Annotated in this window: 26 protein-coding genes and 1 tRNA gene; 22 read left to right on the top strand and 5 right to left on the bottom strand. The window is 28.2% G+C overall.

Features of this window, described 5'->3' with window-relative positions; translation table 11 throughout:
* Positions 1–30: 30 nt before the first annotated feature.
* Positions 31–438, bottom strand: coding sequence for a DUF3785 family protein (locus CNEONATNEC86_RS19780; RefSeq protein ID WP_058296857.1), 408 nt, complete (start codon positions 436–438; stop codon positions 31–33).
* A gap of 25 nt (positions 439–463) precedes the next feature.
* A complete protein-coding gene (locus CNEONATNEC86_RS19775; RefSeq protein ID WP_058296856.1) occupies positions 464–1,141 on the bottom strand; it encodes a uracil-DNA glycosylase in 678 nt (225 codons plus the stop codon).
* A 159-nt stretch (positions 1,142–1,300) separates the two neighbouring features.
* On the opposite strand from CNEONATNEC86_RS19775, the gene CNEONATNEC86_RS19770 reads away from it, so the two are divergent.
* Positions 1,301–2,047 carry a peptidylprolyl isomerase gene (locus tag CNEONATNEC86_RS19770; RefSeq protein WP_159136722.1) on the top strand — a complete coding sequence of 249 codons (747 nt, stop codon included), beginning with the start codon at positions 1,301–1,303 and terminating at the stop codon, positions 2,045–2,047.
* Between the two features lie 80 nt (positions 2,048–2,127).
* Here CNEONATNEC86_RS19770 and CNEONATNEC86_RS19765 read toward each other — a convergent pair whose 3' ends face one another.
* Complete coding sequence (locus tag CNEONATNEC86_RS19765) at positions 2,128–2,781, bottom strand: HAD family hydrolase (RefSeq protein ID WP_125147834.1); 654 nt, start codon at positions 2,779–2,781, stop codon at positions 2,128–2,130.
* 66 nt (positions 2,782–2,847) lie between these two features.
* Positions 2,848–2,923 (bottom strand) — tRNA-Pro (locus CNEONATNEC86_RS19760).
* A gap of 298 nt (positions 2,924–3,221) precedes the next feature.
* Here CNEONATNEC86_RS19760 and CNEONATNEC86_RS19755 point away from each other — a divergent pair.
* From CNEONATNEC86_RS19755 to rsmI, 3 genes are all read left to right on the top strand, one after another.
* A complete protein-coding gene (locus tag CNEONATNEC86_RS19755; protein ID WP_159136721.1) occupies positions 3,222–4,478 on the top strand; it encodes a C40 family peptidase in 1,257 nt (418 codons plus the stop codon).
* A 177-nt stretch (positions 4,479–4,655) separates the two neighbouring features.
* On the top strand, positions 4,656–5,408 hold the full coding sequence (locus CNEONATNEC86_RS19750; protein ID WP_125147832.1) for a tRNA1(Val) (adenine(37)-N6)-methyltransferase: 753 nt from the start codon (positions 4,656–4,658) through the stop codon (positions 5,406–5,408).
* A gap of 2 nt (positions 5,409–5,410) precedes the next feature.
* Positions 5,411–6,256, top strand: coding sequence for a 16S rRNA (cytidine(1402)-2'-O)-methyltransferase (rsmI, locus tag CNEONATNEC86_RS19745; protein WP_058296851.1), 846 nt, complete (start codon positions 5,411–5,413; stop codon positions 6,254–6,256).
* 71 nt (positions 6,257–6,327) lie between these two features.
* Here rsmI and CNEONATNEC86_RS19740 read toward each other — a convergent pair whose 3' ends face one another.
* The gene (locus tag CNEONATNEC86_RS19740; protein WP_058296850.1) at positions 6,328–6,573 is read right to left on the bottom strand and encodes an AbrB/MazE/SpoVT family DNA-binding domain-containing protein; all 246 of its coding nucleotides are present in this window, start codon (positions 6,571–6,573) and stop codon (positions 6,328–6,330) included.
* A gap of 567 nt (positions 6,574–7,140) precedes the next feature.
* Between CNEONATNEC86_RS19740 and CNEONATNEC86_RS19735 the strand changes: the two genes are divergently transcribed.
* From CNEONATNEC86_RS19735 to ftsX, 18 genes are all read left to right on the top strand, one after another.
* Complete coding sequence (locus tag CNEONATNEC86_RS19735) at positions 7,141–7,731, top strand: DUF1836 domain-containing protein (protein ID WP_058296849.1); 591 nt, start codon at positions 7,141–7,143, stop codon at positions 7,729–7,731.
* A gap of 163 nt (positions 7,732–7,894) precedes the next feature.
* Positions 7,895–10,180, top strand: coding sequence for an ATP-dependent DNA helicase (locus CNEONATNEC86_RS19730; RefSeq protein WP_159136720.1), 2,286 nt, complete (start codon positions 7,895–7,897; stop codon positions 10,178–10,180).
* A 175-nt stretch (positions 10,181–10,355) separates the two neighbouring features.
* Positions 10,356–11,540, top strand: a complete 1,185-nt coding sequence (locus CNEONATNEC86_RS19725; protein WP_159136719.1) for a DegT/DnrJ/EryC1/StrS family aminotransferase — start codon at positions 10,356–10,358, stop codon at positions 11,538–11,540.
* 10 nt (positions 11,541–11,550) lie between these two features.
* Entirely contained in the window at positions 11,551–12,129 is a 579-nt protein-coding gene (locus CNEONATNEC86_RS19720; protein ID WP_058296846.1) for an acyltransferase, read from the top strand.
* A gap of 106 nt (positions 12,130–12,235) precedes the next feature.
* On the top strand, positions 12,236–13,552 hold the full coding sequence (locus CNEONATNEC86_RS19715) for a nucleotide sugar dehydrogenase (RefSeq protein ID WP_058296845.1): 1,317 nt from the start codon (positions 12,236–12,238) through the stop codon (positions 13,550–13,552).
* A 204-nt stretch (positions 13,553–13,756) separates the two neighbouring features.
* A complete protein-coding gene (locus CNEONATNEC86_RS19710; protein ID WP_159117099.1) occupies positions 13,757–14,605 on the top strand; it encodes a YihY/virulence factor BrkB family protein in 849 nt (282 codons plus the stop codon).
* 78 nt (positions 14,606–14,683) lie between these two features.
* Positions 14,684–15,031, top strand: a complete 348-nt coding sequence (locus CNEONATNEC86_RS19705) for a single-stranded DNA-binding protein (protein WP_125147828.1) — start codon at positions 14,684–14,686, stop codon at positions 15,029–15,031.
* Positions 15,032–15,519: 488 nt separating this feature from the next.
* On the top strand, positions 15,520–15,852 hold the full coding sequence (locus CNEONATNEC86_RS19700) for a DUF6514 family protein (RefSeq protein WP_058296842.1): 333 nt from the start codon (positions 15,520–15,522) through the stop codon (positions 15,850–15,852).
* Positions 15,853–15,902: 50 nt separating this feature from the next.
* A complete protein-coding gene (acpS, locus tag CNEONATNEC86_RS19695; protein WP_058296841.1) occupies positions 15,903–16,274 on the top strand; it encodes a holo-ACP synthase in 372 nt (123 codons plus the stop codon).
* Positions 16,275–17,780, top strand: coding sequence for a bifunctional ADP-dependent NAD(P)H-hydrate dehydratase/NAD(P)H-hydrate epimerase (locus tag CNEONATNEC86_RS19690; protein WP_058296840.1), 1,506 nt, complete (start codon positions 16,275–16,277; stop codon positions 17,778–17,780).
* A gap of 68 nt (positions 17,781–17,848) precedes the next feature.
* Positions 17,849–18,463 (top strand): germination lipoprotein GerS-related protein, encoded by a 615-nt coding sequence (locus CNEONATNEC86_RS19685; protein WP_058296839.1) that lies wholly within the window; start codon positions 17,849–17,851, stop codon positions 18,461–18,463.
* 245 nt (positions 18,464–18,708) lie between these two features.
* On the top strand, positions 18,709–18,927 hold the full coding sequence (locus CNEONATNEC86_RS19680) for a hypothetical protein (RefSeq protein WP_058296838.1): 219 nt from the start codon (positions 18,709–18,711) through the stop codon (positions 18,925–18,927).
* Between the two features lie 8 nt (positions 18,928–18,935).
* Entirely contained in the window at positions 18,936–19,316 is a 381-nt protein-coding gene (locus CNEONATNEC86_RS19675) for a type II toxin-antitoxin system PemK/MazF family toxin (RefSeq protein ID WP_058296837.1), read from the top strand.
* A gap of 265 nt (positions 19,317–19,581) precedes the next feature.
* Positions 19,582–20,403 (top strand): transketolase, encoded by an 822-nt coding sequence (locus CNEONATNEC86_RS19670; RefSeq protein ID WP_058296836.1) that lies wholly within the window; start codon positions 19,582–19,584, stop codon positions 20,401–20,403.
* Complete coding sequence (locus CNEONATNEC86_RS19665; RefSeq protein WP_159136718.1) at positions 20,403–21,347, top strand: transketolase family protein; 945 nt, start codon at positions 20,403–20,405, stop codon at positions 21,345–21,347. The genes CNEONATNEC86_RS19670 and CNEONATNEC86_RS19665 overlap by 1 nt, the downstream gene beginning before the upstream one ends.
* A gap of 171 nt (positions 21,348–21,518) precedes the next feature.
* Complete coding sequence (locus tag CNEONATNEC86_RS19660; protein ID WP_058296834.1) at positions 21,519–22,373, top strand: YitT family protein; 855 nt, start codon at positions 21,519–21,521, stop codon at positions 22,371–22,373.
* 265 nt (positions 22,374–22,638) lie between these two features.
* Complete coding sequence (gene ftsE, locus CNEONATNEC86_RS19655) at positions 22,639–23,325, top strand: cell division ATP-binding protein FtsE (protein WP_058296833.1); 687 nt, start codon at positions 22,639–22,641, stop codon at positions 23,323–23,325.
* Positions 23,315–24,205, top strand: a complete 891-nt coding sequence (ftsX, locus tag CNEONATNEC86_RS19650; protein WP_058296832.1) for a permease-like cell division protein FtsX — start codon at positions 23,315–23,317, stop codon at positions 24,203–24,205. Before ftsE ends, ftsX begins: the two co-directional genes overlap by 11 nt.
* Positions 24,206–24,275 lie beyond the last annotated feature (70 nt).

Genomic DNA, 24,275 nt, shown 5'->3' with positions numbered 1-24,275 from the left:
TTATTATTGTTATGTACATAAATTTGTTTTTTATACTTCACATTGATTAACTTCAATAGAATAAGTCCCACATTCAGGACATACAGCAATGCTGACAATATAACTATTATCAATTTTTCCTGTGCTAAATAATTTATTGAAGGAAGTGTTTTCATAATCACTAGAAATAGTGCTAATAATGTATTTATCATCTTTTGTATAAATATAGAAATGATATTCTAAATAGCAATAAGCTTTGTTTAATGGCTCTTGCTTCTTACAGGTACATTGTCCAGTATAATATTCTTTTGAAAAATCAACTTCGTCAGAGTTAATTAATATATCTAATATTAATTCTAAATTAAAATTTTCTATTTCATCATCATTAAAAAAAATTCCTTCACAGTTTTCTTTTGATAATACATATTCTTTATCTTTGAAAGTAAATGTATAATTCATTGAATTTCCTCCATTATTAATAATATTAAATATTTTCTATTTGCCAATCAATAGGTTTTTGATTTGTTGATATCAAAAACTCATTTGCTTTAGAAAAAGGTTTACTACCAAAGAATCCTCTTGATGCAGACAAAGGACTAGGATGTACTGATTTAATTATAAAATGCTTTGGATTTGTTATTAAACTAGTTTTTGATATAGCATTATTACCCCATAATATAAATACTATAGGAGTTTCTTTTTGGTTTAGAACTTCTATAACTCTATTAGTGAATTGTTCCCATCCTTTATTTCTATGAGAATTGGCTTCACCAGCTCTTACGCTTAATACTGTATTTAATAATAATACTCCTTGATCAGCCCATTTCTTTAAGTAGCCATTATTAGGAATATAACAACCTAAATCATCATGTAGTTCTTTATAAATATTAACTAAAGATGGTGGTGTCTTAACTCCAGGGTTAACAGAAAAACTTAATCCGTGTGCTTGTTTAGGCCCGTGATATGGATCTTGGCCTAATATGACAACCTTTGTATCCTCATAACTTGTAAAATGTAAGGCATTAAATAAATCATACATATTAGGATAAATTACTTTAGAATTATATTCGTTTTTTAAAAATTCTCTTAATTTTAAATAATAGTCTTTTTCAAATTCAGTATTTAAATAGTTTTTCCAATCGTTTTTTAGTATTTCAGACATAAAATATCACCCATGGTTATTATAACACTTTGGAGAATGTATATACAAAAACATATTTTTGATCAAAAAAAGGCAATAAATTTATTATATTCTTGTTAGTATATGTATATACTGTTAAAATGAAAAGGTATATAAATTTTATTTTAAAGGAGAATTCACATGGAAAATAAAGTGTTAGCAGTTGCTGCAGGTTATGAAATAACAGAAAAGGACTTAAATGCTGTAATAAACAGATATCCAGAAGACAGAAGAGCAATGTTTCAAAGTGAACAAGGAAAAAAACAATTATTAGAACAATTAATATCATTTGAATTAATGAATAAATTCGGAAAAGAAATTGCATTAGATCAAACAGAAGAATATAAAATGCAAATGGAAGCTATAGCAAAAGAGGTATTAACGTCTATGGCTATAAATAAGGTCTTAGCAGATATAACTATAACAGATGAAGAAGCTAACAAATATTATGAAGAAAATAAGGATACATTTTCTGAACCAGCAACTGTATCAGCTAAACATATACTAGTTACTACGGAAGAAGAAGCTTCTAAAATCAAAGAAGAAATCACAAATGGATCATTAACATTTGAAGAAGCAGCTAAAAAGTATTCTACATGTCCTTCAAAAGAACAAGGCGGAAATTTAGGAGCATTCTCAAAAGGAATGATGGTTCCTGAGTTTGAAAAAGCAGCATTCGAATCAGAAATAGGGGTAGTAACTAATCCGGTTAAGACTCAATTTGGATATCATTTAGTATTAGTTGAAGAGAAGAATGAAGCTTCTGCAAAGAGTTTTGATGAAGTTAAAGATTCAGTTATAAATCAATTATTACAAGAAAGACAACATAAAAAATACGGTGAAATTTTATCAGAATTAGAAAATAAATATGGTGTAGAAAGAAAATAAATATTTAATAAATAAAAAAAGAACTGAGAGTTTGGATATGGCAATAATATTAAAACTCATCAGTCTTTTTTTATTTGTATTTAAAATAAATCTAATATTTCAGTAAATGAATCGATATACATATCAGCATGCTCAAGTAAATCTTCTTTAGTATTGACACAAGCATCATCTTTTACAGCGAAAACTTTCATATTAGCAGATTTAGCGCCTTTTATTGCAGGAAGAATATCTTCAAATACTGCACAATTATTAGCTGACACATTCATTTTTTTAGCAGCTAACAAGTAAACATCTGGGAAGTTTTTTCCACGAGTGACTTCATCTGTTGTTGTTATGGCATCAAAATATTCATAGATTCCGTTACTCTTTAAACAAGCTTGTAATAATTTTTGAGAATTGCTAGTTGCTAATGAAATTGATATATTATTAGATTTCAATTTGTCTAGGAATTCTTTTACTCCAGGTTTTAGCTTCACATTTTTTTTATAGTGATTTAGAGCCATGGTGTTCCATGTTTCTAGTATAGTTTCTATAGAATCACTTATTTCAAATCGTTCTTTAAAATAATGAGCAGTTTGAGTAAAACTTAAATGATTTATTTCAACATTTAGATTTTCAGGAGTTGTATAACCATGTGATTTTAAGTACTCATCATCTATCCTAGACCATACCCACATTGAATCAACTAGAGTTCCGTCTAAATCAAAAATAACGGCTTTAATATCTTTAAACATTATATTCCTCATTTCTATATATAATAAAAAAACTTAAGGAATAATCCTTAAGTTTTTTATAAAATGTGGTCGGGGTGACAGGGATCGAACCTGCGACCTCATGGTCCCAAACCACGCGCGCTCCCATCTGCGCCACACCCCGGAACTATAAACAATTATATAATATTAATATTTTAAATGTCAAGACAAGTATAGTAAATTTCTAAAATAAATATATTAATAAATATATTTAGAGGAATTTTAGGAAAGAGGTAGAATCTAAGTATATGTGAGAATTTATTAGATAAATTTCTCTATTAATCAGATATTTTACATATAATTATAAAAATATTAGATATATAACCATATACCACCATTGTCCATATTGGATTTAGGTGATATAATTATATTACTAACGCATGCAAATAAAAGGAGGGAAGGTTCAGGGGGACCGATTATTCATGAGAAAGAGAGTGCTTGCTATTCTTTTAGCAACAGTAATCGTTGTGGGTGGATCAATACCTGCGATTGCAACACCTAGTGACCAAGAACTAAGTGATACCAGACAAAAATATGCGGAAATTGAAAATAAAATTTCACAAATAGAAGATAAAATCTACGACTTAGATGCCAAAATAGAGCCGTTACAATTAACTGTTGATAAGAATAAAAAGGAAATAACAAATATCAACAATTCAATTGATAATACAACAAAGGATATTGAACAAACAGAAAAAGAAATAGATACTTTGGATAAGGCATTAGGACAAAGAGTTAAGGCTTTATATACATCAGGTAATTTAGAGTTTAGTTATTTAAGTTTTATGTTTGAGGCGGAGTCAACAAGTGATTTCTTCTCAAGAATTGGAGCAGTAGGAAAAATTATTAATAAAGATAAGGAATCTATTGAAGAAATAATAGATAAAAAAGATGAATTGAGTGAAAAAATGAAATCTTTAGAAGAAAAGAAAACTGAAATTGATAAACTCACTCAAGAAGTTCAAGCATCATTAGATGAGCTGGATGGGAAGAAAAAAGAACAAGAATCATTAGTTTCACAAGCTAAGGCAGAAAAATCTAAATTTGATGCAGAATATCTATCTAAGATAGAGAGAGAAGTAGTTTCAGGACAATTTGCTACTATTGATGATTCAAGCAGCAGTGTGTCAGCACTTGAAGGTGCTATATCTCAATTAAGAAATATTAGAGATAATCAAATTAAGAGTCCAACTGTTGTTTCAGAAATAAATGATAAAATAGAAAAAGCTAAAAAAATGGTTTCAGATAAAAAGGCTGCAGAAGCAGCAGCTGCAAGAGCAGCTTCAGCTGCTAAAACTCCAAGTAGAGGAAATACAACTTCAGTTAGTGTACCTTCAGCAGGAAATGCTCAAGCAATTTTAAATGAAGCATATAGTCATCTAGGAAAGCCATATGTATATGGTGCTACAGGAGCTAATACATTTGACTGCTCAGGATTTACTCAATATGTATACAAACATGCAGCAGGTGTAGACATAAGTAGAACAACATATTCACAAATAAATGTTGGTACACCAGTTAGCCAAAGCCAGCTTCAACCGGGAGACCTAATATTTACGCATGCAGGACATGTTGGAATATATGTTGGAAATGGAAATATGATACATGCTCCACAAACAGGAGATGTTGTTAAAGTTTCTCCAGTATATAAATTCTATGCTGGAAGAAGAGTACTTTAATAGTTTATTTAGAACATAATTATAGATTATTATAAATCCCTCAAATATATGTAATATATTTGAGGGATTTTAATTATAAAATATAAAATTATTTACTTTTATATTTTATAATGTAATACTATAATGTGGTTAAAAGATATTTTGACAATAAGTATATTAGGAAAAGGAAGATAAATCATGGATAATAACCAATCTAGCTATATAAGAGAAGATGAACTAATTGATGATTTACAGTTGAATGGTTTAAATTTAATCCAAAAAAAAGAAGGATTTAAATTTGGAATAGATGCAGTATTATTATCACATTTTGCAAATGTTAAACGAAGTTTTAGAGTTATAGATTTATGTACAGGGACAGGAATAGTTCCATTTCTTATATATGGGAAGTATTCACCCAAAGAAGTTTTCGGTTTAGAAATACAAGAAGATATGGTTGAAATGGCTGAAAGAAGTGTTCATATGAATAACTTGGAGGAAAAGTTACATTTCATAAATCATGATTTAAAAGATATAAAGTATCTAAAAAGTTTGGAAAGATTTGATGTAGTTACAGTAAATCCTCCTTATAAGCTAAACAATTCAGGAATTTTGAATCCATTAGATAAGCTTGCTATTGCAAGGCATGAAATATTATGTAATCTAGAGGATGTTATAGTTGCATCGAGAACTTTACTAAAAGACAATGGAAGGCTTTTTATTGTTCATAGACCAGAAAGGTTAGCTGATATATTTGGTCTTATGAGGAAATATAAAATTGAGCCTAAAAGAGTTAAAATGGTACATCCGAAAGTAGGCAAAGCACCTAATATAGTTTTAGTAGAAGGCCAACGTGATGGTGGTGCGTATTTAAAATGGGATGAACCATTATATGTATATGATGAAAATGGGAAATATACTAGTGAGATAGATAAAATATATGGGAGGATTTAAGAATGGATAAAGGTATATTATATATAGTTCCAACTCCAATTGGAAATCTCAAAGATATTACATTGAGGGCTTTGGAAGTATTAAATGATGTAGACTTGATTGCAGCAGAAGATACAAGGCAAACATTAAAATTATTAAATCATTTTGAAATAAAAAAGACATTAATTAGTTATCATAAATATAATGAGAAAAATAAAAGTGAAGATATTATTAATTTGATTAATGAAGGCAAAAAAATTGCATTGGTATCTGATGCTGGTATGCCAGGTATATCAGATCCGGGGAGTGTTATTGTTAAATGTTGTATAGAGCAAGGGGTTAAGTTTGAAGTACTACCTGGAGCAACAGCATTCACTACCGCTTTGGTATATTCTGGATTGGACACGACAAAATTCTTGTTTAGAGGATTTTTACCAAGAGAAAATAAAGAACGTAAACCAATAATACAAGATATAATAAACTGTCAAGAAACAATTATATTATATGAAGCTCCACATAGATTATTAGATACATTAAGCTTTTTGCTGAGTAATTTAGGCGATAGAAAAATAGCCGTTTGCCGGGAATTAACAAAATTATATGAGGAGATTTATAGAGGATCTATTAGTGAATCAGTAAATTATTTTCAAGTTAATAAACCAAGAGGGGAATTTGTTCTTGTAATAGAAGGGAAAAGAATTGAAGACATAGAAGAAGAGAAAAAATCTATTTGGATTGATTTAAGTATAGAAGAACATATATTGTCCTATATAAATAATGGAATCAGTAAGAAAGAAGCAATTAAAATGGTGGCTAAGGATAGAAATTTACCTAAAAATGAGATATATAAATTCTCAACTGATTTATAAAATATAATTATAATACAGAAATCAAAAAAGCAGTAAAATCTTACTGCTTTTTTTATATTAAACTATATGTATTATCTACCTTGTTTGATTTCTTCTAAGCATTTAACACAGATATTTTTGCCTTTATAGTTTATAACATCTCTTGCATCTCCACAGAAGATACATGCTGGTTCATATTTCTTTAATATGATTTGTTCTCCGTCAACATAAATTTCTAATGCATCTTTCTCAGCAATATCTAAAGTTCTTCTTAATTCTATAGGAATAACTATTCTTCCTAATTCGTCTACTCTTCTAACTACACCTGTTGATTTCATAAAAAATTCCTCCTAATTACACAATTCGACATTCTACTCTGTTATATTACCAAGTATGTAATATAAAGTCAATAAATATTTCGATTTCTTTATAAAAAATTACAAATTTCAACTTTAATAACCACTATGTTTAAAATATACTACCATTTTTTAGAAAAGTCAAGATAGTTTGGTGATTTAGTTGCAAGAAATTATGTGAAATTTAAAATTTTTTATTAAAAATACCTTTTATATTAAATATATAGCATATTATAGTATATTATAGCAAAATAAAAAATTTAAATTAAAGAATTAAAAGAATTTACATAATTAAACAAAATAATGTTATAATGATATTAATCGTATATAAAATACGATTTTTCTAGTTAAATATATTTTTAATTTACAATTATTAGAGTATAATAGGAATAGTGCGTTATTATCAGATATACATATTCATGCAATTGTTATTGTGAATAGATAATAATAGAATATAAATAATATTAAGATGTTAGAATAAACTTGTAACAAGTTGATAAATACTATATAATATAGATAAAAGAATGAGAAAGGTATAGGTAACATAGTATGGATAAAAAATTTGATTCAGACTATATAAAAGAATTAGTAGAAGAAATGTCCAAAAGTAGCTCCATTTCATATGATGATCTACCAAAATATGATTTGTTTCTATCTCAAGTTATAGACTATTTAAATGATAAGTTTGTAAATGAGAAGTTTACTAACAATATAGTTCAAAATTACACCAAGAGTGAGGTAATAACTAAGCCAGAGGATGGCAAAAAAAGAGGATACACTAAGATGCACCTGGTACAATTAGTTTTACTTAGTTATATGAGACCTATATTAACAACAGAAGAAATAAAGAAAGTCTTTAGATTGGCATTTAACGAAATAAATGATAGAAGTGATGATATATTATCTTGGGAAGAAGCATATAAAGTATTTGTTTCAATCCAAAAAGATAGTATGAATGATTATTTAATTTCTTCACTAACTAATGAAGAAAAGCTTGAAACGATGGTAAAGGAATTCAATTTAAAAGATAAAGATGAAGAAAGAATAAGAATATTCTTATTAGTCTTAACATTAATAGCAGAAGCTAGTGTTATAAAAAAATTAGTCCAAAAAATAGTCAGCGAATATCATGAAGATTAAAAATATATATGTAACACTTGCTTGATTAGTACAGATATTGATACTGATTAAGCAAGTGTTTTTTGTTAATATTGATGATTATAATTTTTTAAAAATATTTAGGAGATAATATTAATACTTATATAGATAGTTATGTTTTTAAGCACTTAAGTGAGGTAAATGCATGGATAAAATTATCATAAAGGAATCAGTGCGAAATTTAGTGGAATTTTGTTTGAAAGATGGAGATATAGATAATCGATTTTCAGGAACAGCGCGAGCAGTAGAGGGGATAAAGGCACATCAAAAATTGCAAAGTGATAATGAAAAAATTTATGAAAACTTTCAAAAAGAAGTATATTTATCTCATGATTTTGAATCAAAGAATTTTTGTGTGACAATAGAAGGTAGAGCAGATGGAATTATTAAAGAAGATGATAAGATAATAATAGAAGAGATTAAATCTACATATAAAAAGTACTCATATATTGATGATTTAAATGAGCTACACTGGGCTCAGGCTAAAGTTTATGGCTTCATATATGGATGTGAAACTGATATTAACCATGTTTATATAAGATTATCTTATTTTCAACTCGAAAGTAATGAAGTAAAAAGCTTCGAGAGAAAATTTGATATGAATGAACTAAAAAAATTTACAGAAAATTTGGTTAAGGAATATGGGGAATTTATTTATTATATATATCTTCAAAAAAAAGAAAGAAATTTAACGGCTAAAAGTACTAAATTTCCATTTGAAGAATATAGAAATGGTCAAAGAAGACTAATTAACATAGTGTATAATACAATAAAAGAACAAGAGATAGTATTTGCACAAGCACCAACAGGAATAGGAAAAACAATATCTACTATTTTTCCAGCTATTAAAGCTTTAGGAGAAGGTTTAGGTGAAAGAATAGTCTATTTAACATCACGAACTATAAATAGAGAAGTTGCAAATGAAGCTATTGAGAGGCTGCGTGATAATGGATTGAATTTTAGAAGCATTACTATTACAGCTAAAGAAAAATCATGCTGTAATGAAAAGTTTGACTGTAATCCAGAAGTATGCAAGTATGCTAAAGGATACTATGGTAAGGTTAAAAAACCTATATATGAAATTTTGAGAAATGAGAGGAAAATATCAATTGAAATAATACAAGAATATGCGAAAGAATTTGAGGTATGTCCATTTGAACTATCATTAGATATTAGTATGTATTGCGATGCAATTATATGTGATTATAATTATATCTTTGATCCTAAAGTATCACTTGGGAGATTATTAGAGAGTGATGGAAATATAGTTTTAGTAGATGAAGCACATAATTTAATAGATAGATCTAGGAATATGTATTCTGCAACTATTGAAAAACAGATAATAATGGACTGTAAAAAGATTACTAAAGGGAAATTGAGCAAATTAAACTCTATATTAGGTAAAATAAATAGTTATTTTATAGGGTTAAGAAATGAATGTGAACATAGAAATATAGAATGGTTTTACGAAAAAGAATCTCCTAAAGAGCTTTCTAACCTACTAAGGATATATTTAAAGGAAAGTGAAGATATATTAATAAGAGGAAACAAGTTTGAAGGGTATGAACAAATACTACAACTATATTTTGAGATATATTCTTTCATTAATATTATGCAATTATATGATGATAACTATGTTACATTAATAAAAAAATATGGAAAAGAAATTAATATAAGCTTATTTTGTGTTAACCCTGCAAAAAATATAGAGAAATATATAGAGAAATGTTCTTCAGTTATCTTTTTTTCGGCAACATTATCACCAATTAATTATTATGTTAATATGCTTGGAGGAAATGATGAAAGTTATAGAGTAAAACTGCCTTCACCATTTAAAAAAGAAAATTTAAAAACGTATCTTTCAACTATAAATATTAGATATAAATATAGAAAACAAACATTGCCTAAAGTTTTTAATAAGATACATACTTTTATAAATGAAGAAATCGGAAATTATATTGTTTTTTGCCCATCATATGAATATATGAAGCAGCTTGCAGAGGAATGTTATAAATGTAATATGAATAATTTTGTGTTGCAGGTACAAAGTCCAAACATGACAGAAAATGAAAAGGTAGAATTTTTGGAGAAGTTTAAGGAAAACAGGAATCTTATAGTATTATGTGTCATGGGAGGTATGTTTTCAGAAGGAATAGATTTACCTGGTGAACAATTAATAGGAGCTATTATTATAGGTGTGGGTTACCCTAAAGTAGATGTTGAAAATGAAATAATAAAAGAGTTTTATGGAAAAGATGGATATGATTATGCATATATTTATCCGGGAATCAACAAAATTCAGCAAGGAGCTGGAAGAGTAATAAGAACTGAAAGTGACAAAGGTAGAGTTTTATTAATTGATGATAGATATGCTACAGATAAATATAGCTCATTAATACCTAGAGAATGGTATCCAATAAACAAATATTAATCTAAAAACAAAAGTTTATTTATCTAATTAAGTATGTTAAAATATTCATGTTAGATTTGAGTTTTGATATTTAGTTAAATATATTTAGAGAGTATTTTAGCATAGGTTATAAAAATACTATGGTTTGTAATTTGTTATATTATAGACTAATAAGTTATCCGAAGGAGCGATAAAAATGAATATTCCATTAATTGATTTAAGAGCTCAATATAATTCTATTTCTAAAGAATTAGATAAAGCTACTATAGATGTGTTGTCGTCAGCAGCATATATAATGGGGAAAAATGTAACGGAATTTGAAAAGGAATTCGCAAACTATATTGGAACTAAGCATGCTATATCAGTAGGGAATGGTACAGATGCATTAGTTATAGCGTTAAAAGCATTAGGTGTAGGAGAAGGTGATGAAGTAATAACTTCAACATTTACTTATTTTGCTTCAGCCGAATGTATTTCAGCAGTAGGCGCAACTCCTGTTTTTGTTGATGTAGAAAAAGATACGTTTAATATAGATCCTGATAAAATAGAAGAAAAAATTACAGAAAGAACAAAAGCTATTATTCCAGTACATATATTTGGTCAAAGTGCTGATATGGATAAGATCAACATAATAGCTAAAAAGCACAACTTGAAAGTTATAGAAGATGCGTGTCAAGCAGTTGGTGCCAAGTATAAAGGAAAAATGATAGGTACACTTAGTGATGTAGCTTGTTTTTCATTCTTCCCAACAAAAAATCTTTCATGCGCTGGAGATGGTGGAATGATAGTAACATCTGATGATAATGTAGCTACGATAGCAATAGCATTAAGAACGCATGGAAGTGGAGAAACAGGTCAAAAGGCATATAATTTATTGAATAATATTACTGAAGAAGTAGTTACATCTAAATCAGGTGATGATACTGTTTATAATCCATTAAAGTATTATAATTATTTAATAGGATATAATTCAAGATTAGATGCTATTCAGGCTGCGATATTAAGAGTTAAATTGCCTCATTTAGATAAATGGAATTCAAGAAGAAGAGAAATTGCTAAAATATATGATGAAGAATTGATTGATTCTAATGTTATTACACCAATAGTTAGAGAAGAAAATGATACTGTATATCACCAATATGTATTACAATCAGATAATAGGGAAGAAATGCTAGCTAAGTTAAAAGAAAAAGGTATTGCAACTGGTGTTTATTATCCAGTACCATTACATTTACAAAAAGTATATACAGACTTAGGATATAAAGAAGGTGACATGCCAGTAGCAGAGTATCTTTCTCATAGAACATTTGCCATACCAGTTTATCCAGAATTAAGTGAAGAACAGATACAATATATTGTAGATAGTATTAAGAATGTGTAGGTGATAATCTATGGAAAAAGAGTATTTTGTTCATGAGTCTAGTTATGTAGATGATAATGTTAAGATAGGCAAGGGTACTAAGATATGGCACTTTTCTCATGTGATGAGTAATTCTGAAATAGGTGAGAAGTGTAATATTGGTCAAAATGTTGTTATATCACCTGGTGTTAGAATCGGTAAAGGTGTAAAAATACAAAATAATGTATCTGTTTATACAGGGGTTATTTGTGAAGACGATGTTTTTTTAGGACCTTCATGTGTTTTTACTAACGTAGTTAATCCAAGAAGCTTTATAGAAAGAAAAACAGAATATAGAGAAACTATAATTGGAAAAGGTTCATCTATTGGAGCAAATGTTACAATAGTATGTGGTCACAATATTGGTAAATACGCATTAATTGGAGCAGGAGCTGTTGTTACTAAAGATGTTCAAGACTATGCTCTAGTGGTTGGAAATCCGGCAAGAGTATTAGGATATGTGTGTAAGTGTGGAGAAAGATTGATTTTTAACAATGAAAAAGCAACTTGCAGAGCATGTGGTGAAGAGTATATAAAGAATAATGATGAAGTGAAATCAATTAATGATTAATCAAAATGTATTAAAATTATATTATTATTAATTACCTATAAAGTAATAAAACCGTTATTAACTATGCAGTATGCATTGTTAAAGCATTAATAGCAGGAGGTTTAAAATGTCAATTTTAAAAGAACAATTGTTAGAAAAAATAAATAATAAGACTGCTAAGGTTGGGGTGGTAGGACTTGGATATGTAGGATTACCGCTAGCAGTAGAAAAAGCAAATGCAGGATATGAAACTATAGGTTTTGATGTACAAGAGAAGAAAGTTGAATCAGTAAATGCAGGCCAAAACTATATTGGGGATGTAGTTGATGAAGAACTAAAGAAATTAGTTAAAGATGGAACCCTAAGAGCAACGGCTGATTTTAGTTTTGTAAAAGATGTAGATACAATATGTATATGCGTACCTACTCCACTTGATTTATATAAGCAGCCAGATTTATCTTATGTTGTATCTTCAACTAAAAGTGTTGCACAATATTTACATAAGGGAATGCTTGTAATCCTTGAAAGTACAACATATCCAGGGACAACAGAAGAAGTACTTAAGCCTATTTTGGAAGAAAGTGGTTTAAAATGTGGTGAAGACTTTTTCTTAGCATTTTCACCAGAAAGAGTTGATCCAGGTAATAAAGAATATAATACTAAAAATACTCCAAAGGTTGTAGGTGGATGTACAGAAGAATGTACAGAAGTTGCTGCAGCATTATATAGAAATATATTAGAAGGAGATATACACACAGTATCATCACCAGCAGTAGCAGAAATGGAAAAAATATTGGAAAATACATTTAGAAATATAAACATAGGTTTAGCTAATGAAATGGCTATTTTATGTAACAGAATGGGAATAGATGTATGGGAAGTGATAGATGCAGCTAAAACAAAGCCATATGGGTTTATGCCTTTCTATCCAGGTCCAGGATTAGGTGGTCATTGTATTCCATTAGATCCTTTCTATTTAGAATGGAAAGCGAAAGAATATGACTATCATACAAGATTAATAGAAACGTCAGGAGAAATTAATGATTCTATGCCTGAATTTGTTTTAGATAATGTAATGAAGATATTAAATAAAAATAAAAAAGCATTAAATGGAGCTAAGGTTTTATTATTAGGTGTAGCATACAAGAATGATATAGATGACTATAGAGAATCTCCAGCGTTTAAAGTAATTGAATTACTTGAAAAAAATGGCGCAGATCTTATGGTAAATGATCCATATTGTCCTGTATCTAAGTATAAAAATAAAACTTATAATTCAGTTGATTGGAAAGAAGTTATTGATGAAAGTGATATAGTTATAATAACTACTAATCACAGTTGTTATGATTATGAAAGTATAGTTGCTAGGGCAAAGGCTGTATATGACACAAGAAATGCAACTAAGAATGTTGTTAACAATAGAGAAAAAATCTATAAATTATAGAGATTAACTAATTTTTATAAATACATTTAAAGATTAAGCTATACTATTAACATAGTATAGCTTAATCTTTAGAGTTGAATTATTTTAATTGCAACCATTTTATTATATAATTTTAATACATTAATCTAGATTAATATAAATATATAATTACTGTATGGATAGTATAAATATTAAGAGAGAATACATTAAGAAAATGGTGATTAAATGAGAAATTTGAAATCAGCTATAAGAAGTCAAATAAATTTTCTAATACATCTTATAGTTAAGGTTAAGAATGATGACATATTTGCATTAGCTTCTCAGTTAGCATATTATTTAGTCTTATCATTTTTTCCGTTTATGATATTTTTAGTAACCTTAGTTGGGTTTAGTAGTTTCGGTTCAGAGGATGTTTTAAATGCATTGCATGCAGTTCTTCCAGAAAGTATAGTTGAATTAACGAAGTCAATAGTATATGAAGTATTTGATAAACAATATACAGGATTATTAGGAGCATCTATTTTATTATCTGTATGGACTGCCTCATCAGGTTTTAGAGCAGTCATAAAGGGCGTAAATAAGGCTTATAATTTTAAAGAAACACGATCATTTATAAAGAGATCTATTATATCTATGTTAGGAATATTAGCATTAGCTATAATTATTTTATTAGCACTAGCTATATTAGTTTTTGGTGGAGTTATAGGAAGGTATTTGGAAACAATATTTCCGTTCTATAATATTATAGTATTTATATGGGTTGCTTTCAGATATGCACTTATGTTTTTAATTATGATATTTATTTTTGCAGCTATATATAGATTGGCACCGGCTAAAAGATTGGCATGGGGTGAAGTTATACCTGGTGCAATCTTTAGTACTATAGGATGGGGCGCATCCTCATTAGGATTTTCATACTATATCAATAACTTTAGAAATTTTTCAAGATTCTATGGAAGTTTGGGAGCAGTATTTATACTTATGACATGGTTATTTCTTGTTTCATTAATTTTTATTTTTGGAGTAGAGATCAATTGTGTTATAACACATGTTAAGAATAACAAAAAAGATTAGAATAAAATATAATTACTTCTGAATATTATATGTAAATTTGGATATAACTTTAGAAAATAAATATTCAGGAGGTTTAATATGAATAAAATAATACTTATGGGAAGACTTGTTAGAGACCCTGAACTAAGACACACAGAAAATGGAGATAAGCTTTATACGAAGTTTACTATTGCGGTTCAAAGAAATTTTAAGTTATCAGATGGGTCTAGAGAGGCGGATTTTATTCCAGTTAGAGTATGGGGGAAAAAAGCCGAGATAGTTTGCAAGTATGTTAAAAAAGGTAACTATATAACTATAAGCGGAAGATTAAGAACAGGAAGTTATGAAGATAATGAAGGAAATAAAAAATATATCACAGAAGTTGTAGCTGAAGATTTTAAATTTATTAGTGGCAAAAGAGAACAAACAGGAACAGAAGATAATTAAAGTTTTATACAATATATGTAAGTGTATGATAGTAAATGTATTTTTGGTTATTATATACTTATATATATTAAATTTGTATATAATAGAAAAAAATTCAGATTTAAATAATTTTTTGAAATACTGTTGAAGTTGAGAAAAAATGTGGTATAATAAAGATGTAAACGATATCTAAATTGTTTTTCAATTGTGGTATGGTAAAATAATATTATGGGATTATGAGATGGAAAAAGGAAGCATTTTGCTTCTTTTTTTCATATATAATGAAAATCTATAATTATATTTTATAATACAAGTTATTTATGTTTCGACAAAAATAAATACTAAATATAAATAATATTAAGTATTATATATGTTAAAAAAGAAGGTTTAAATAGTTTATTGTCAATAAAAATAAATCAAATTATTATGAGAGGGTACATGCTTTGACAACATATTATTTTTTATTATGTTAATATTTAGGTAAGAAAAAAATTAAGGGGTGTTTTGTTATGAGGATTTTAGAAGAGTATAGTGTTGTTAGACAAAATGAGGAAATTGAATTAAGATATTTTTATAGGATAACTAAGAGTCAATACTGTGGGTTTGATGCATATGGGGTAGAAGTAGAAAGAAAAGATTATAAAGGACTAACAAAGATAAAAGAAGAAAAGGATAACATAGAGCTTGTATCTACTCAAAGACATAAAGTAAAGCAGATTGTCATGAATTTATGTAAGTATGAAGTATCACCTATACACTTGGTAGATATATTAGGTGAATTTGTTGATGAACATGCATATGAATTTGATATGGAATTATCGAAAGAAGCACAATTAATATAATAATATTTATTCTCTGTGGTAATATATTACTAGAGAGGAGAAGAGTATAAATGATAATTGGTGTTGGAATAGATATTATAGAGATAGATAGAATTAAAAGGGCTGTTAGTAGAACAGATGGATTTTTAGAAAAGGCATTCACAGAAAAAGAAATAGAGTATTTTAGAACGAAAAAATTAAGTGCAAATACTATAGCAGGAAATTTTGCGGCAAAAGAAGCTGTAAGCAAAGCGTTAGGAAGTGGATTTAGGCAATTTGGTTTAAAGGATATTGAGATTTTGAGAGATAATTTGGGAAAGCCAATAGTTAATTTAAGTATAAAGATTTATGAGATTATAGGAAAAAGAAATTTTAAAATTCATGTTAGCATATCACATAGTAAAGACAACGCTATAGCATATTCAATTATGGAGGAAATGTAGATGCTTGAAATTTTATCTGTAAATAAATGTAAAGGGTTAGATGAAGAAGCTATAGAAAAAATTAATATTCCTAGTATCATACTCATGGAAAATGCGGCAATTTCAATTTTTAATGAAATAAAAAATTTAGGAAACAGTTTTCTAATAATATGTGGAAAAGGTAATAATGGAGGTGATGCATTAGCATTAGCCAGGCATTTGGTATTGGCTGGAAAGGATGTAAAAGTTTTTATAATAGCTAAAGATAAGAATTATAGTAATGATTTCATGATAAATTATGATATATTAAGAAAAATACTTGATGAACAAAAGATAACACTCATATGTAATGAATCTCAGATAGATGATGAAGTTAAGCTGAATATAAATAAGTATGATATTGTTATTGATGGATTATTTGGTGTAGGATTATCTAGGGATATAGAAGGAATCTTTCAAAAAATAATTTATACTATTAATAAAAATGCTAATAAAATAATTTCAATAGATGCTCCATCAGGATTGGATTGTGATACTGGATTAGAAAAAGGTATTGCTATAATGGCGGATTGTACATATACATTTGAAGTAATAAAAAGAGGATTTTTAAATTATAATGCCTTAAGATATATTGGTAAATTGAAAGTTTTAAACATAGGTATACCTGATATTATTAAGAAGCAAAATACTGAAGCCGTACATATTTTAGAGAAGAGCGAATACATTAAAATGCTTCCAAAGAGAAAGATATATGGACATAAAGGAAACTATGGGAGGGCACTGATATTTGCAGGAAGTGAAGGGTTTTCTGGTGCAGCGTATATAACAACAGAATGTACAGTAAGAGCAGGGGCAGGGTTAACAACGTTAATATGTGATAGAAATGTACAAGGACAAATAGCTACAAAACTAATTGAAGCTATGACTATTAATTATGAGGATGACAAATTATATGATTTAATAGGTAAAGCAGATTCCATAGCAATTGGACCAGGAATAGGAAATGGAATCAAGGTAAAAGAAATGGTTGATTATATTATTACTAATAGTAAGTGCCCGATAATAGTTGATGCGGATGGAATAGGAATAATTAAAGAAAATGAAAAACTTTTAAAGAGGTTAGAAGGAAGAGGGGTAATTACACCTCATCCAGGTGAAATGGCAAATTTTCTAGGAATGACAATTGAAGAGGTAGAAAAGGACAGAATTAGCATAGCTAAGAAAGTAGCTGAAAAATATAAAATAGTCGTTCTATTAAAGGGATATAACACTGTGATTTCGGATGGTGTAAGTACGTATATAAATACTACAGGAAACAGTAAAATGGCTTCAGGAGGAATGGGAGACTCTTTAACGGGAATAATTAATGCTTTTTTATCTCAAACATCTAAAATACTAGAATCGACTTTGATTGGAGCGTATATTCATGGATATATAGGAGATGAACTAAGTGAAAGTAATTACATAGTAAATGCGAGAGATATCATAAATAATCTACCGAGTTATATAGATAAATTGGTAAAATAATAAAAGTAGAATAAATTCCCAAGATTTTTCATAATATTACTAAGGTAATAATTAATCTTGGAGGGAATATGAAGTTAAATAAAAAAGTTATTATAAGTATTATGTTAGTAATGATTCCTATTATTATAATATGTGGAATAATATTAGGTAGAAAGATTATTACTCCATCAAATGAAGATATATTAAATGGATTGAAAAATATTAAAATGTATAGTTGTGATGTTAGTTATACATTTAAAAATATTAGAGACGAGTTTACAGAAGAAACAACACAGTATTATAGGTTTGATAAGGGATCTAGAATTGAATTTCAAGATTATTATAAAAGAATAAAAGTATATAATGGTAGTGAAATTAAAGTTGAAGAAAATGATGATGAGTATACATTAGATAAAAATCTAGATATAATTTATCCTTTAGCTTTTATAGAAAATATTATGTCAAATCAAATGAGTAGCCCTATTTCTGAATTAAAAGAAGAATGGGGAGATGGTGAATATTTAAAGGTCAACATTGAATATAATAGCAATAATAAGCATTTAAGCAAAGGAGAATTTTATATTGATAAGAAACAAAAAATTCCTGTTATGTTGAGAATATTAGATGAAAACGATGAAGAAAGAGTTGTGATAAAATATAAAAACTTTAAATATGAAAAAACTTTAGATGAAAATTTATTTTAGTACAAGTATATCTTGTTACATAGTAAATTAATACATTTTATGATATACGATAAATAATGAATTATATAAAGGGGGACATAAGTATACATTTTACTTATGTTCTCAAGATAAAATAGCCTTCATCAATATTTATATAGCCAAAATACATAAAATATAAGACAACAAAGGATAAATACTTTGACAAAATGACATAATTTGCAATATAATCGTAGTATACAGATTTTTACTACTATGGAGGCGAAAATATGTCAGCTAGCTGTTATGAAAAAATTAAAAAAAATAGTAGAGTTATGAATAATTCTTTAATATTATATAATGATGAAATCATATTAAATGATTTTGAAATAAAAATGAAAAAGGGTTATGAATATATGGCTAAATTGAACTTAGAGTATTCCGAATCAGGATGTGAATACATGTTAGATGATGTTGATGAGTATGAGGCTTGGATTTGCGGAGTGTGATTAATTATATGGCCAATATTGTAGTAAAAAGAGGAGAAATTTTTTATGCAGATTTAAGTCCTGTAATAGGATCAGAGCAGGGGGGTATACGTCCTGTGATTATAATACAAAATGATATTGGGAATAGATATAGCCCTACAGTTGTTGTAGCTGCTATAACATCTCAAATTAATAAAGCTAAATTACCTACTCATGTTGAAATTTCGTCAGAAGAATATGGTTTAAATAGAGATTCCGTTGTGCTATTGGAACAAATAAGAACTTTGGACAAGCGGAGACTAAAAGAAAAGATTGGACATATGACAGAGGGAGATATGAGAAAAGTTAATAAGGCTCTTATAATTAGTTTAGATCTTGATGATGTAAAAAAAAGCGATAAGAATAGTTAATATAAAAGACTGGTATATTATGGTTTGTAGTATGTGAAATTACTTAGAACTGAGAATATATCAGTCTTTTGATGTTTAGCTATATAATGAATATGTGATTAGTGTATATTCAATAGATGAATATGATATATTTAATGTCTGTAATGAAGAATTAGTATATCACATAAACGAATAGTGTATACAAAATTAATTTTATATGATAGAATAAAAATATTGAAAAGTAGCATAATAAAAATAATTACAATAATTATCAGGGGGTAAAGCAATGAATAATAAAATTCAGCTTGAAGAAATATCAAAGCTAATTAGAAAAGATATCGTATCAATGCTTACAGAATCAGCATCAGGACATCCGGGCGGATCATTATCTATAGCTGATATAATGTCAGTATTATTTTTTAGAGAAATGAATATAAGTTCTGAGAATCCTAAGGATCCAAATAGAGATAGATTTGTTTTATCAAAAGGCCATGCTGCACCGGCATTATATAGTGCACTAGCTAGAAAAGGATATTTTCCAGTTGAGGAATTAAAAACATTAAGGAAAACAGGAACTAGACTTCAAGGACATCCTAATATGAATGATTTACCTGGAATTGATATGTCTACAGGTTCATTAGGTCAAGGAATATCAGCAGCAGTAGGCATGGCGCTGGCAGGAAAATTAGATAAAAAAGATTATAGGGTATACACAATTTTAGGTGATGGAGAGCTTGAAGAAGGTCAAGTTTGGGAAGCTTCAATGTCAGCAGCACACTATAAGTTAGATAACTTAACGGCATTTATTGACTTTAATGGACTTCAAATAGACGGTAATACAGAAAATGTAATGAATCCATCTCCAATAGATAAAAAGTTTGAGGCATTTGGATGGAATGTAATAGTAATTGATGGACACAATTATGATGAAATAATAGATGCAATTGAAAAATCTAAGAATGCAAAGAATAAACCAACAGCTATAGTTTGTAAAACAATCAAAGGAAAAGGCGTATCATTCATGGAAAATGAAGCATCATGGCATGGTACTGCTCCTAGTAAGGAACAATGTGAAATTGCATTAAAGGAAATTGGAGGGGAAAACTAATGGAAAATAAAATAGCAACTAGAGAGGCTTATGGAAAAGCATTAGTAAAGCTTTCAAATATTAATGAAAATGTTGTTGTTTTAGATGCGGATTTATCAAAATCTACTAAAACAGCTGATTTTAAAGCTGTTGCACCGGAAAGATTTATTAATATGGGAATAGCGGAAGCAAATATGATGGGAGTTGCTGCTGGGCTTTCAACTTGTGGAAAAGTACCATATGTTAGTACATTTGCAATGTTTGCAGCTGGAAGAGCATTTGAACAAATAAGAAATTCAATATGTTACCCTAATTTAAATGTAAAAGTTTGTGCTACGCATGCAGGATTGACTGTAGGAGAAGACGGTGCTACACATCAATCTGTTGAAGATATTTCATTAATGAGAAGTATACCTAATATGACAGTTATAAATCCAGCTGATGCTGTTGAAACAGAAGCAGCAATTTTAGCAATAGCTGATTATAAAGGACCTTGCTATGTAAGATTAGGAAGATTAGCTGTTAATACAATAAACGATGAAAAAAACTATAAATTTGAAATCGGAAAAGGTGTAACGTTAGAAGATGGTAACGATGTTACAATAGTAGCTACTGGAATGATGGTAGATTTAGCTTTACAGGCTAAAAATGACTTGTCTAAAGAAGGAATAAGTGCTAGAGTAATAAATATACATACTATAAAACCTATAGATAAAGAATTGTTAGTTAAAGCAGCTAAGGAAACAGGTGCAATAGTTACAGCTGAAGAGCATAGCGTAATTGGAGGCTTAGGATCAGCAGTATCGGAAGTTATTACTGAAGAAGTTCCAGTACCAGTTTTAAAGGTAGGCATAAAAGATACTTTTGGTGAAAGTGGGAAACCAGGTGAACTATTAGAAAAGTATGGTTTGACAACTCAAGCAATAGTTGAGCATAGTAAAAAGGCTATTTCTTTAAAAAAATAGATTAGAATGAAAATCAAATAAATAAAAATACAAAACACGTAAGTAGAAATAGCTTGCGTGTTTTGTATTTTTATTTTATAGAAAAATTTATTTAAATGTATCTGTAATTAGCATAATAATAGATTAATTGAGAAAAAATAAATAATATCTTATAAACTAGGGGGTAGAAAAATGAAAAATTTAATATTAAAGGAGTATACGCTAATAACTATAGGAATAATATTGGTAGCTATTGGAGTAGAATATTTTTTCTCACCAAATAATTTAGCAGCAGGAGGAGTAACAGGAGCTGCTATAGTTATCAATGCAATTTTTCCAAAATTGTCTATAGGATTAATTACATTGGTAGTTAATTCAACTTTATTTTTAGTTGCTTTTGCATTTATTGGTGGAAATTTTGGAGGAAAAACCATATATGCCAGTTTAGGGTTATCGGTAATAATTTGGATTATAGAAAAATTTTTTAATCCTATTGCTATAACAAGTGATTTATTAATGGCAACAGTTTTTGGAACAATTATTTCAGCTATTGGAATGGCAATTGTATTTAATGAAAATGCATCAACTGGTGGAACCGATATTTTAGCTAAGATTCTAAATAAGTTTTTTCACTTAGACATTGGAAAGTCATTATTAGTTGTAGATTTTGTAATAACATTCGCTAGTATTTTAGTTTTTGGAATAGATGCTGGTTTATATGCAATGTTAAGTGTGATACTTCTAGGAATGTTGATTGACAGATTTATAGAAGGATTTAATGCTTGCAAAAGCATATTTATAATAAGTAAGAAAAATACAGAAATTAGTGAATATATAATGACTCAGTTAGATAGGGGCTGCACATTTTTGAAAAGTACAGGAGCCTATACAAAGGAAGATATGAGTGTTATTTATGCTGTATTAAATAGAAATGAGTTTATAAAATTAAAGAAGTTTATAATAGATACAGATCCAGGAGCTTTTATTACAGTTGGTGAAGTTCATGAAGTACTTGGTGAAGGATTTGGGAATATAGAACAAGAATAATTTTATATAAGAAATATAAATAATACCCATGATATATGTTAGATCATAAAGGGGTATTATTTTTTTTATCGTATTTAGTAAAAGTTCATATAATATTTAATAAATTTGTATAACATTAAAAATACTTATTATGATATAATGATTGTTGTAGATTTGCATTCAAAATGTAATATATACAAAAAACTTTGTGAATTATGTATTAAAAGGTAGAATACTTTAGTTTAGAAATTGTAGAAATCCTACATAAATAAAGGAGTGTCTAATCATGATTGAATTTAGAGGAATATCTAAAATTTATGATAATAATGTAAAAGCTTTATCTGATATTAATGTTGAAATAGAAGCAGGAGAATTCGTATTCTTAGTAGGACCAAGTGGATCAGGAAAATCAACATTTATAAAAATGATTTTAAAAGAAATTGAACCAACAAATGGAAAGGTTATTGTTAATGACAAGGACTTAACAAAGATAACAAGAAAGCAAGCACCTTACTATAGAAGAAAAATTGGTATGGTATTTCAAGACTTTAGGCTAATACCAACACTTAATGTATATGAAAATGTTGCATTTGCAATGAGAGTTGTAGAAGCATCACCAAAAGAAATAAGAAGAAGAGTTCCAATGGTGTTATCCTTAGTAGGGTTATCACATAAGTATAAAATGTTCCCAAATGAGCTGTCTGGTGGAGAACAACAAAGGGTTTCATTGGCTAGAGCATTGGTAAATAATCCGTCAGTTTTAATTGCCGATGAACCAACTGGTAATTTAGATCCAGATACAGCAATGGAAATAATGGAGCTTCTTGACGATATAAATAAATCTGGAACTACAATTTTAATGGCTACCCATGCGAAAGAAATTGTTGACTACATGAAGAAGAGAGTTATAGCTATTGAAAAAGGAGAAATCGTTAGAGACGAGAAGAGAGGTAAGTACGAAGATGAAAATTAATACTATTACATATTATATTAAAGATGCTTTTAAAAGTTTAAAGAGAAACAAAACTATCAGTATCGCTTCAGTAATTACTGTGCTTATAACATTTTTCGTTTTGGGTATATTTGTATTATTAGCTAATAATATAAATAAAGGTATAGACAGTGTACAAAATAAGATTGATCTTAAGATTGTTCTTAAAGAGGATATTAAACTTATTGATCAAAGAGAAATAGAAATTAGATTAAAAGAAATTGAAGGTGTAGATCAAGTAATATACAAATCAAAAGAAGATGAATTTAAAGAAATGAATGAAAGTATGGGAGAAAATGATGGATTAATGCAAGGATATTCATTAAAGCACAATCCTTTTACTGGTTCATTCACAGTTAAATTGAAGGGGCCTGAATATTCTGAAAATGTTACTAATGCAGTTAAAGATATGGAAGGTGTAGATCAAATTAACAATCAACAAGAGGTTGTTGATAAAATTATTAGTGTTGTTAAAGGAATAAGAGCAGTTGGATTAGGCTTATTTATTATATTAATAGGAGTTTCAGTGTTCTTAATTATGAATACAACTAAGTTAACAGTTTATTCAAGAAGAAGAGAAGTTGGAATAATGAAATTTGTAGGGGCTACTGATTGGTTTATTAGATGGCCGTTTATAATTGAAGGTATGGTAATAGGCCTTTCGGGAGCACTGTTATCATGTATTGCATTATTCTTTGCGTATAATGGAGTCTTCTCATTATTAGCAAAAGAATTAGCTTTTGTAAGTTTAGTGCCTGCATCATACGTACTTACAACAATAATATGGCAGTTCACAATTGGTGGATTATTAATTGGAGGAATTGCTAGTGGACTTTCATTAAGAAAATTCTTAGTGGTATAATATTAGTTGGTTTTGAAAATATTAATATTATATTAATTATTGATATTTAGATATTTAAGTTTAAATATCA

Origin of the sequence: Clostridium neonatale, from assembly GCF_900465025.1 — a bacterium.
Classification (GTDB): domain Bacteria; phylum Bacillota; class Clostridia; order Clostridiales; family Clostridiaceae; genus Clostridium; species Clostridium neonatale.
Note: the sequence above shows the minus strand (reverse complement) of the source record. Positions and strands in the feature narration are given on the sequence as shown.